This is a genomic window from Calidithermus roseus (assembly GCF_003574095.1).
Classification (GTDB): domain Bacteria; phylum Deinococcota; class Deinococci; order Deinococcales; family Thermaceae; genus Calidithermus; species Calidithermus roseus.
Genome location: NZ_QWLA01000099.1, coordinates 1 through 9,781, shown reverse-complemented (window position 1 = coordinate 9,781; position 9,781 = coordinate 1). Strand labels below are relative to the sequence as shown.

The window sequence follows — 9,781 nt, the reverse complement described above, 5'->3', positions numbered from 1 at the left end:
CATCCAGCCCCTCCCCTTCAACATCGCCACCCGGCTCTTCTACGGTGAGGGGGGCAAGAGCGTCAACCCCGAGGATCCGGTGTGGGACGTGATCGTCCACGACGACCAGCAGATCTACAAGAGCACCTCGGCAGCGGCCATGCAGCCTTTCAACGCCGAGGCCATCGGCATCCTCAAGCACTACCTCGAGAACGTCCCCCCGCTCGAGCAGCCCCCCGTGCAGCCGTCGATGGTGCAACTGCTGGGCGGCGGGGGCCGGGCGGCTCAAATTGACCCAGCCTCGAGCGCCATCTACCTACGCCAGGCCCGCTTCATCGTGCAGTACGACGGTTTCTGGGCCGCTGCAGAAGACGGCCAGGAAACCATCGACTGGATCAGGGACTTCCGCAACGCCCTGCTGCCCCATACCGTGGGGGCCTACGTCAACTATGTCGACAGCAACCTCTCCGACTACCTGCAAGCCTATTACGGCCCCAACCTGCCCCGGTTGGTCGAGGTGAAGAAGAAGTACGACCCCCACAACGTCTTCAACTTCCCCCAGAGCATCCCGGTTAGCCTCCCTTAGATCTCCTGCGGTACAGCCCTCCCTCGAGCAACTCGATACGCTCATCCACCGATTTCGGCCATCTTGTAGCGCACCATGCCTAAAGTGGAATGCGGGGCCAGAAGGCCAGGGCTCGATATTGACTCAGCAAGCGCTACCCGCTACACTCACGAAGGTTTGGCCGGGCTCACCCGGCCTACGAGGGGGGAGAGGCCCAGCCGCACGAGCGTCTCCCTGCCTGACGGAGGAAAACATGGCTCTTACGAAGGAAGTCAAGTCCAGCATCATCGCCACCCACGCCAAGAGCGCCAACGACACCGGCTCTACTGAAGTGCAGGTGGCCCTGCTCACCGAGCGCATCAACCGCCTCTCGGAGCACCTGGCCAAGAACCGCAACGACCACCACTCCCACCGGGGGCTGCTGGTGCTCGTGGGCAAGCGCCGCCGCCTGCTGAAGTACCTCGAGCAGTCCAACAAGGATGCCTACAAGGCGCTCATCGAGAAGCTTGGCCTGCGCAAGTAAACCCCAGACTCGGGCTGCGCGGCCCGGTTTCGCTTGGGCCAAGACTCGAGCCACCATTCGATCTGAGAATGAGACACGGAACCGGTAACTCCGGTTCCGTTGTCCGTTAAGCTAATGACTGGATAAAAGGTAGAGATTATGGGATCAAGTGCCAATACCCCCGCTGGAAAGGTCTACAGCCTCGAGCTCGCCGGTCGCACCCTGAGCATCGAGACCGGCAAGTACGCCAAACAGGTCTCGGGCTCGGTGTGGGTGCGCTACGGCCAGACCATCGTCATGGCGACCGCCCAGGCCTCACAAGAGCCCATCGAGGCCGACTTCTTGCCGCTGACGGTCGAGTTTGAGGAGCGCCACTACGCCGTGGGCAAGATACCCGGCTCCTTCATGCGGCGTGAGGGTAGGCCGGGCGAGAAGGCCATCCTCTCGGCCCGCCTCACCGACCGCCCCATCCGGCCCCTGTTCCCCAAGGGCTTCCGCCACGAAGTCCAGGTCATCCTGACCGTGCTCTCCGCCGACCAGGAGAACACCCCCGACATCCTGGGGCCCATCGCCGCCAGCGCCGCGCTCACCCTCTCCGACATCCCCTGGGCCGGGCCCATCGCCTGCGTGCGGGTGGGGATGCAGAACGGGCGCTTCGTGCTCAACCCCACCGCTGCCGAAGATAGCCAGCTCGAGCTGGTGGTAGCGGGCTCCAAGGACGCAATCATCATGGTCGAAGCCGGAGCTGAGGAGATCCCCGACGACCAGCTGGTGCAGGCCCTCGAGTTCGCCCACAAGGCCATGCAGCCCATCATCGCCCTGCAGGAGCAAATGCGAGCCGAGCTGGGCAAGGAGAAGTTCAGCGTAGCCGAGCCGGAAAAGCTCAGCGACGAGGAGGCCGCCGCCCTCAAGGCCCTGGCCCTGGAGCGGGGGCTCTCGAGCGTGCTGCAGACGGCCTCTAAAGGCGAGCGCAGCGCGGCGCTGGAAGCCTTCGAGAAGGAGCTGGTGGAAGCTTTCGTGCCCGCCCTGCCCGACGGAACGGTGGACGAAGCCCGGCGCAAGCTGGCCCACAAGGCCTTCGAGGACGTGGTCAAGAAGGAACTGCGCCGGCTGATCCTCGAGGAGGGCAAGCGCGCCGACGGCCGTGGGCCCAAGGACGTGCGCAACATCTGGATCGAGACCGACGTGCTGCCCCGCGCCCACGGCTCGGCCATCTTCACCCGCGGCGAGACCCAGGTGCTCGGCACGGTCACCCTGGGCACCGGGCGCGACGCCCAGCTCGTCGATGACCTGGGCCTCGACACCGAGGACCCCTTCTTGGTGCACTACAACTTCCCGCCCTACTCCACCGGCGAGGTCAAGCGCCTGCGCGGGGTGAGCCGCCGCGAGGTGGGGCACGGCAACCTGGCCAAGCGGGCCCTCAAGGCCGTGCTGCCCAGCAAGGAGGAGTTCCCCTACACCATCCGCGTGGTGGGGGACGTGCTGGAGTCCAACGGCTCGAGCTCGATGGCCACGGTCTGCGCGGGCTGCCTGGCCTTGATGGACGCGGGCGTGCCCATCAAGCGCCCCGTGGCGGGGGTGGCGATGGGCCTGGTGAAGGAGGGTGAGCAGGCCGTGGTGCTCACCGACATCCTGGGCCTGGAAGACGCCCTGGGAGACATGGACTTCAAGGTGACCGGCACCTCTGCGGGCATCACCGCCCTCCAGATGGACATCAAGATCGCCGGGATCTCCCCCGAGCTCATGCGCGCCGCACTCCAGCAAGCCCGCGAAGCCCGATTGCACATCCTGAGCAGGATGGCCGAGGTGCTCCCGGCCCCCCGCCCCGAACTCAAGCCCCAGGTGCCGCGCATCCTGAGCATCAAGATCTCACCCGAGAAGATCGGCGCGGTGATCGGTCCCGGCGGCAAGAACGTGCGGGCGCTGGAAGAGCTCGGCGTCGAGATCGACATCGAACAAGACGGCACCGTGCGCATCTTCTCGGCCAATGCCGCCGCCGCCCAGGAGGCCCTGCGGCGCATCCAGGGCGTGACCCAGGAGGTCAAGGTCGGCGAGATTTACGAGGCCACCGTCAGCCGCATCACCCCTTTCGGCGCCTTCGTGACGCTATTCCCCGGCACCGACGGCCTGCTGCACATCAGCCAGATCGCCGAGGGCCGGGTGGAGCGGGTTGAGGACTACCTCAAGATGGGCGACACCGTCCGGGTCAAGGTCCACACCATCGACGAGAAAGGCCGCGTGGACGTGATCCGGCCCGAACTCGAGGGCAAGATCCCCCCGCGCAAGCCCCCGGTCAAGCGCTGAAGGCACGGCATGGAACGCCAGGCCCTGTTGCGACAGGTCGCCGCCGCCATCCTGGAGCTGCCCGCCACCGAGGTGCTGCGGGTAGCCGTGGACGGCGTGGACGGCGCCGGTAAAACCCACTTCGCCGACGAACTCGCCCACGCCCTACAGCCCTCCGGCCGCCCCCTCATCCGCGCCTCGGTGGACGGCTTCCACAACCCCCGTGCGGTGCGCTACCGGCGGGGCCGGGGCTCGCCGGAGGGCTTCTTCCGCGACTCCTACGACTACGCCAAGCTCAAGGAGGTGCTGCTCGACCCGCTGAGCCCGGGCGGCTCCCGCCGCTTCCGCCGCGCCGCCTTCGACCACGCCAGCGACGCCCCGGTCGAGGCGCCGCTCGAGGAGGCCCTCCCCGGCTCCATCCTCATCTTCGACGGCATCTTCCTCCACCGGCCCGAGCTGCGGGGCTACTGGGACTACTCGGTCTTCCTCGAGGTCGGCTTCGAAGTCTCCATCCCCCGCGGCGCCCAGCGCGGCCCCGGCTACGGCTCCCCCGACCCTCACGCCGAGTCCAACCGCCGCTACGTCGAGGGCCAGAAGCTCTACCTCAGCGAGTGCAACCCCAAAGCCCACGCCAGCGTGGTGATCAACAACGAGAACCTAACCGCCCCGTACTTCGTGGCCGTAGACTGAGAGCCAGTGGCTTGTGGCTCGTAGTTCACCCCTCCCCGCCGGCGTCGAGAGTCAAGGGCTAAGGCGTCTTGCGTATTGCGTAGGACGTACGACGTACGACCCGCGCCCGGCGTTCGGCTATCGGCTATCGACCACGGACCCCAGAGCGTAGCCCCTGCTATTTCATATCGCTATCAAATCTGCTAATCTCTCACTTAGGAGCCTCGGTCATGAGGCACATTCTGGACTCGGATACGACGTGACTGGCCGCGAGAATGGCCCGCCACGCGGAATAAATGGAGTTTTTCATGGATCACAACACGACGACGACTTCGTATACCCCTGGCCGCCCGCGTAAGCGCAGACCCAAGCCCAGGCCCAGCGGGCCGGTGCTGCTGGCCCCGGCGGGGGGGCACCTCGAGATCATCCCACTGGGAGGGATGGGCGAGATCGGCAAGAACATGTTCGCCTTCCGCTTCCAGGACGAGATCCTGGTGATCGACGGCGGCCTGGCCTTCCCCGATGAGCACATGCTGGGCGTGGACCTGCTGATCCCGCGCATCGACTACCTCATCCAGAACGCCGACAAGATCAAGGGCTGGGTGCTGACCCACGGCCACGAAGACCACATCGGAGCCCTGCCTTACCTCTTCTCTCAGTTGCCCAAAGTCCCGGTCTATGGGGCGCGGCTGACGCTGGGGCTGGTCAAGGGCAAGCTCGAGGAGTTCGGCTTCAAGGTAGGAGATTTCAACTTCCGTGAGGTCTCCCCCGACGACCGCATCCAGATCGGGCGCTACTTCACCGTCGACCTCTTCCGCATGACCCACTCCATCCCCGACAACTCGGGCATGGTCATCCACACGCCCGTGGGGAAGGTGGTGCACACCGGCGACTTCAAGCTCGACCCCACCCCAGTCGACGGCAAGCCCAGCCACCTGGCCAAGCTGGCCCAGGCCGGGGCCGAGGGTGTGCTGCTGCTCATCGCCGACTCCACCAACGCTGAGCGACCCGGCTTCACCCCCAGCGAGGCCGAGGTGGCCAAGGGCCTCGACGCGATCATCGGCAAGGCCAAAGGACGGGTCTTCGTGACCACCTTTGCCTCGCACATCCACCGCATCCAGAGCGTGATCAAGGCCGCTGAGCACTACGGGCGCAAGGTGGCGGTGGAAGGGCGCAGCATGGTCAAGTTCGCCCGCATCGCCCTGGACCTGGGTTACCTCAGCGTGCGCGACCGGCTCTACAGCCTCGAGGAACTCGACAGCCTCGACGACTCGCAGATCCTGGTCATCACCACCGGCTCGCAGGGCCAGCCTGAAGCGGTGCTCTCGCGCCTGGCCTCGGGCACGCACCAGAAGATGGCCATCAAGCCCGGCGACACGGTGATCCTCTCCTCCAGCCCCATCCCTGGTAACGAGGAGGCGGTGAACACCGTGATCAACCGGCTTTACGCGCTGGGGGCCCAGGTCTTCTTCCCGCCCACCTACCGCGTTCACGCCTCAGGGCACGGCTCGCAGGAAGAGCTCAAGATCATCCTCAACCTGGTGCAGCCCAAATTCTTCCTGCCCTGGCACGGCGAGGTGCGCCAGCAGACCAACTTCAAGTGGCTAGCCGAGGCCATGGGCCAGCCCCCGGAAAAAATCCTCATCGCCGAGAACGGCGACGTGGTCAAGCTTACCCCCGATACCTTCGAGATCAGTGGCAAGGTGCCCAGCGGAGCCCTCTACGTCGACGGACTGGGCGTAGGCGACATCACCGACGAGATCCTGGCCGACCGCAACCACATGGCCGCTGAGGGTGTGGTGGTGATCACGGCACTGGTCAACCACCGCGAACCCCACGTGGAAGTGGTCTCCAAGGGCTTTGTCAAGGCCGGGGAGAGACTGCTGGGCGAGGTGCGCAAGATCGCCTTCGACGCCATCTACCAGGGCGTGCGGGAGAAGAAGCCGCTCGAGGTCATCCGCGACGACATCTACTACCCGGCCAAGAAGTTCCTGCGCAAGGCCACGGGCCGCGACCCTGTGATCATCCCCATGGTGATCGAGAGCTGAAGCATAGGGTATCGTAGGGGCGCACCGACGTGCGCCCCTATTGCATTTATGAGTGCCCTCCTCAACACCGTGCTCCCCGTCGCCCTGATCGTGGTGCTGGGCTACGTGGTGGGGCGGCGCTTCGAGATCGACGCGCCCACGCTCTCGCGCATCATCCTGCACCTGCTGGTCCCGGCGCTGATCTTCGATGCCATGTACAACGCGCGCCTGGGCAGCGGCAGCGTGTGGGGCCTCACGCTGGGCTTTGCCCTGGCCTATGCGGCCTTGGGCCTGCTGTCCTGGCTGATCGGGGCGGCGACCCGGCTCCCCAGGCCCACGGCCAAGACCCTTGTCACCGCTGCGCTCTCCCCCAACTCGGGCAACATGGGGCTCTCCATGGCGCTGTTCGCGCTGGGGCAGGAGGGCCTCGAGCGGGCTGTGGTCTACTTCATCGCCTCCAGCGTGCTGATGTTCGGGATCATCCCGGCCTTCCTGCGCGGGGGCAACCCGACGCAGAGCCTGGTCTTCACCCTCAAGCTGCCGATGTTCTGGGCGCTGGCCGGGGGATTGGCCTTCAAGGCGCTGGGGCTCGAATTCCCTTTCAACCTCGAGGCCGGGATTCACCTGGTGGGACAGGCCTGCATCCCCTTGATGCTGCTCACCCTGGGCATCCAGATCGCCAAAAACCCTGTTCAAATCGGCGGCTTCGAGCTACTGGCCTCCGGGCTGCGGCTGCTAGTGGCTCCCGCCCTGGCGATTGGAGCCGGGCACCTGCTGGGGCTCGAGCGCATCGACATTCAGGTTTTAGCCCTGCAAAGCGCCATGCCCATCGCGGTCAACGCCTTCATGGTGGTGGCCGAGTTCGGCGGGGACGCACCCAGAGCCGCCCGCAGCGTGGTGCTCTCGAGCGTGCTGGCTTTTCTCACGATCCCGCTGGTTCTTCTGGCTGTGGGGGTGGGCTAGGCAGGTTGGGCGTACCTAAGTCGAGTTGCAGCAACGGGGCGTTTTCGATCAGCACGATCAGCCGGTAATAGCCCTCCTGGGGCCGGGGCAGCTCGAGCCGGTACTTCCTGGGGCCCTCCGCCCACAGCGAGCGCTCGGCCAGAATGGTCTCCTCCAAATACCACCTGAGCTCGATGTAGCCAGGTTTGGGCATCCGGCGCACCTCGAGTTGGGCGATCACGGTTTTCCCGTTCTCCGTCAGCGTCCCCGTGAGGCTGGGGCGCTGGGGAAACGGTACACGCTCGGGCTCGAGGGGCAAGAAGGTATAGGTGCAGCCGCTCAGCACAAAAACCAACAGCAGCAGCCAGGGCATGGCTCTGAGTTTAGGGGGTGAAGTTAGGAAGGCCATGAGCCAGGGGGCGAGCAGGCGCGTGGCTCGTAGAGATGTCCCTTGGGAGGTGAGAAGGGGCGTTGGGCGTCTCGCATACGACGCACGACGGCGCGTCAAGCCCGCGCCGCTTTGAAGTCGCGCCACAGCCGGGCGCTGTGGGCGTAGGCGATGGGCCAGCGGGGGTCGCGGCGTCCGAGGCTGTGGAGGGTTTTCTCCCACAGCTCGAGATCGTCCTTCATCCGCCCTGCCAGCTTCCACAGCACGTCCACCTCGCCGCACACCAGCACGGCCTGGCGCAGGGCCTCCTCGAGGGTCTCGCGCACTTCCACCACCACCGGCGCTTCGGAATTGGGCAGCAGCGGCCCCTGGTAGAGCGCCACCGCCTCCTCGACCCGGCCCGCCGCCAGCAGCTCACGCAGCTCGAGAAAGTCGGCACGGAAGGGGATCTCCAGCCGGTAGGGGCGGCTGGAGATGGGCATCTGGTCACGCAGGCGGCACAGCTCAGTCTTGCAGCAGTTGGGGTTTCCGCCCTCGCCGTAGACCAGCAGGGTCAGTTGCTCACAACTACAGCCTTCGGGGTGCAGAGCTAGCGCGGTGAGCAACTCGGCAAAGCGCAAGCGGATGGGAAAGAGCTTCTGCTCCAATAGCGCCTTGGACTGACCCAGAAAGCGCAGCTCGAGGGGGGCGGCCTCCGGAGCGGGCTCATCCGAAAGGTCCCAAAAACCACGAGCCAGCAGCCGCAGTTGCGTTCCAAGCAAGCGCAGTTCCTGGTCCTCAGACTGCTCGAGACGAGCCTCGAGGCGGTTCAATAGCTCGCTGAACTGATCGGGGAAATAAAACTGCCTGAGCATCGGGTGACCTCCTATGGTCCCGACTCTAGCCACGAGGTCTTACCGGAGCCTGACCGAACTCTGGCTGCTCCTTGCACAAAGACCCTTACTCAAGCGCCAGGGCAGTTAGGGCAGCTCCCGTAGAGCACGATCTCGTGCTTCTCGGCGTGGAAACCCGGCGGAACCAGCCAGGAGAGGTCGCCGGGGCAGCCCATCAGCTCGAAAACCTTGCCACAAGAGGTGCAGTGGAAGTGGTGGTGGTGACTCTTGCCCGCCATCTCGTAGCGGGCAGCCTCGCCGGGCAGCTCCACCGCCACCACGCTGCCCTCTTCTACCAAGGCGTTGATGGTGCGGTAAACGGTGGCGATGCCCAGGCCCGGAACCTGCTGACGGGCGTACTCGAGGATCTCCCCTGGGGATAGGGGCCGGTTGGCTTCCCGCAGGGCCGCGCGAATGGCCTGCCGTTGCCGGGTTGAACGCTCCATGCCCTCAGGATAGCAGAACTCACCCTTGACAAGAGTGATAAATCATTATCAATATGGGGTGTTGCAGTTTGCCAGGAGGAAGCCATGCGCATGTTTCAACTCACGCTCATACTCGCAGTAATCGGCTTCGGTATCGCCTCGGCCCAGGTCAAGGTGGCGGCTACCATAGGCGTGATCGCCGACATGGTCAAGAGCGTCGGCGGCAACCGGGTCCAGCTCAGCCAGGTAGTGCCGGGTACCAGCGATCCCCACAGCTTCGAGCCCAAACCCTCACTCATCCGGGAGATCGCCGGTGCCCGGGTGCTCTTCGCCAACGGGTTGGGGCTCGAGCCCTTCCTCGAGAAACTGCAAGCCCAGCTCCCCAAAGGGGCCAGAGTGGTCGAGTTGGCCGAGGGGATGCCTAAGCTGATCAAGGCCGAGGAACACGCCCACGGCGGGTATGACCCCCACCTCTGGCTCGACCCCACCTACGGGGTGCGCTACGTGGAGAAAATCCGCGACACGCTGAGCCAGCTCGACCCGGCGGGCAAGACCACCTATGCCGCCAACGCCAGCCGCTACATCGCCGAGATCAAGAAGGCCGACGCCGAGGTGCTGGCCTGCCTCGAGCCCATTCCCCCCTCTAGGCGCAAGCTGGTCTCGCAGCACGAGGCCCTGGGCTACTTCCTGCGCCACTACCAGATCACCAGCGTCGGGTCCATCGCCGACTTCGCCGGCCAGGAGCGCGGCCCGCAGCGCTTCGCCAGGCTGGCCCAGGAGATGAAGAAGCAGGGGGTGAAAGTGGTCTTCGCCGAGCCCCAGTTCCCCCAGGCCGAAGCCAGAGCGCTGGCCGAGGCCACCGGGGCCAGGGTCAGGCTGATCTACTCCGACGCCTTCGACGCGAACGTAAACACCTACCTCAAGTTGATCCGCGCCAACGGCAAGGCGGTGTGCGAAGCGTTTCGCTGAGTCTGGTGGGGTTCGACACTGAAAGCCTGGGCGCGGTGCCTGGGGCCTGGCGGCGGTAGGCTGATCGAAAGGCGAAACGGGGGCGGCAGGCCCCCACAATCACGGAGGAAGCGTGGAACGTCTGGACGTGCTGGTGGTGGGGGCAGGGGCTGCTGGGGTG

10 protein-coding genes are annotated in these 9,781 nt (G+C 65.5%); 7 read left to right on the top strand and 3 right to left on the bottom strand.

All coding sequences use genetic code 11. The features are described from left to right. The 6 genes from Mrose_RS16855 to Mrose_RS16830 form a co-directional block, all read left to right on the top strand. Positions 1 to 565: BBE domain-containing protein (locus tag Mrose_RS16855; RefSeq protein ID WP_182482885.1), on the top strand; the 565-nt coding region annotated here is incomplete at its 5' end. 232 nt (positions 566 to 797) lie between these two features. Continuing rightward, positions 798 to 1,067 (top strand): 30S ribosomal protein S15, encoded by a 270-nt coding sequence (gene rpsO / locus Mrose_RS16850; RefSeq protein ID WP_119280248.1) that lies wholly within the window; start codon positions 798 to 800, stop codon positions 1,065 to 1,067. A gap of 138 nt (positions 1,068 to 1,205) precedes the next feature. Further along, positions 1,206 to 3,350, top strand: coding sequence for a polyribonucleotide nucleotidyltransferase (pnp, locus tag Mrose_RS16845; RefSeq protein WP_119280246.1), 2,145 nt, complete (start codon positions 1,206 to 1,208; stop codon positions 3,348 to 3,350). A gap of 9 nt (positions 3,351 to 3,359) precedes the next feature. Continuing rightward, a complete protein-coding gene (locus Mrose_RS16840) occupies positions 3,360 to 4,019 on the top strand; it encodes a nucleoside/nucleotide kinase family protein (protein ID WP_119280244.1) in 660 nt (219 codons plus the stop codon). A gap of 287 nt (positions 4,020 to 4,306) precedes the next feature. Beyond that, positions 4,307 to 6,046, top strand: a complete 1,740-nt coding sequence (locus Mrose_RS16835) for a ribonuclease J (RefSeq protein ID WP_245970006.1) — start codon at positions 4,307 to 4,309, stop codon at positions 6,044 to 6,046. A 48-nt stretch (positions 6,047 to 6,094) separates the two neighbouring features. Next, the gene (locus Mrose_RS16830; RefSeq protein ID WP_119280240.1) at positions 6,095 to 6,988 is read left to right on the top strand and encodes an AEC family transporter; all 894 of its coding nucleotides are present in this window, start codon (positions 6,095 to 6,097) and stop codon (positions 6,986 to 6,988) included. On the opposite strand, the gene Mrose_RS16825 is transcribed toward Mrose_RS16830, so the two are convergent. The 3 genes from Mrose_RS16825 to Mrose_RS16815 form a co-directional block, all read right to left on the bottom strand. Continuing rightward, entirely contained in the window at positions 6,948 to 7,340 is a 393-nt protein-coding gene (locus tag Mrose_RS16825) for a hypothetical protein (protein ID WP_119280238.1), read from the bottom strand. The two genes, Mrose_RS16830 and Mrose_RS16825, sit on opposite strands and share 41 nt — an antisense overlap. A 131-nt stretch (positions 7,341 to 7,471) precedes the next feature. Continuing rightward, positions 7,472 to 8,209, bottom strand: a complete 738-nt coding sequence (locus Mrose_RS16820; RefSeq protein WP_119280236.1) for a hypothetical protein — start codon at positions 8,207 to 8,209, stop codon at positions 7,472 to 7,474. A gap of 89 nt (positions 8,210 to 8,298) precedes the next feature. Beyond that, positions 8,299 to 8,673: a Fur family transcriptional regulator gene (locus Mrose_RS16815; protein ID WP_119280227.1), complete on the bottom strand. Its 375-nt coding sequence runs from the start codon at positions 8,671 to 8,673 to the stop codon at positions 8,299 to 8,301. An 84-nt stretch (positions 8,674 to 8,757) separates the two neighbouring features. On the opposite strand from Mrose_RS16815, the gene Mrose_RS16810 reads away from it, so the two are divergent. Then, the gene (locus Mrose_RS16810) at positions 8,758 to 9,621 is read left to right on the top strand and encodes a metal ABC transporter substrate-binding protein (RefSeq protein ID WP_182482884.1); all 864 of its coding nucleotides are present in this window, start codon (positions 8,758 to 8,760) and stop codon (positions 9,619 to 9,621) included. Positions 9,622 to 9,781 lie beyond the last annotated feature (160 nt).

Coding starts and splice junctions, on each gene's coding strand:
- Mrose_RS16825 (WP_119280238.1), bottom strand. CDS start 7,340: ATGCCCTGGCTGCTGCTGTTGGTTTTTGTGCTGAGCGGCTGCACCTAT.
- Mrose_RS16840 (WP_119280244.1), top strand. CDS start 3,360: ATGGAACGCCAGGCCCTGTTGCGACAGGTCGCCGCCGCCATCCTGGAG.
- rpsO (WP_119280248.1), top strand. CDS start 798: ATGGCTCTTACGAAGGAAGTCAAGTCCAGCATCATCGCCACCCACGCC.
- Mrose_RS16835 (WP_245970006.1), top strand. CDS start 4,307: ATGGATCACAACACGACGACGACTTCGTATACCCCTGGCCGCCCGCGT.
- Mrose_RS16815 (WP_119280227.1), bottom strand. CDS start 8,673: ATGGAGCGTTCAACCCGGCAACGGCAGGCCATTCGCGCGGCCCTGCGG.
- Mrose_RS16810 (WP_182482884.1), top strand. CDS start 8,758: ATGCGCATGTTTCAACTCACGCTCATACTCGCAGTAATCGGCTTCGGT.
- pnp (WP_119280246.1), top strand. CDS start 1,206: ATGGGATCAAGTGCCAATACCCCCGCTGGAAAGGTCTACAGCCTCGAG.
- Mrose_RS16830 (WP_119280240.1), top strand. CDS start 6,095: ATGAGTGCCCTCCTCAACACCGTGCTCCCCGTCGCCCTGATCGTGGTG.
- Mrose_RS16820 (WP_119280236.1), bottom strand. CDS start 8,209: ATGCTCAGGCAGTTTTATTTCCCCGATCAGTTCAGCGAGCTATTGAAC.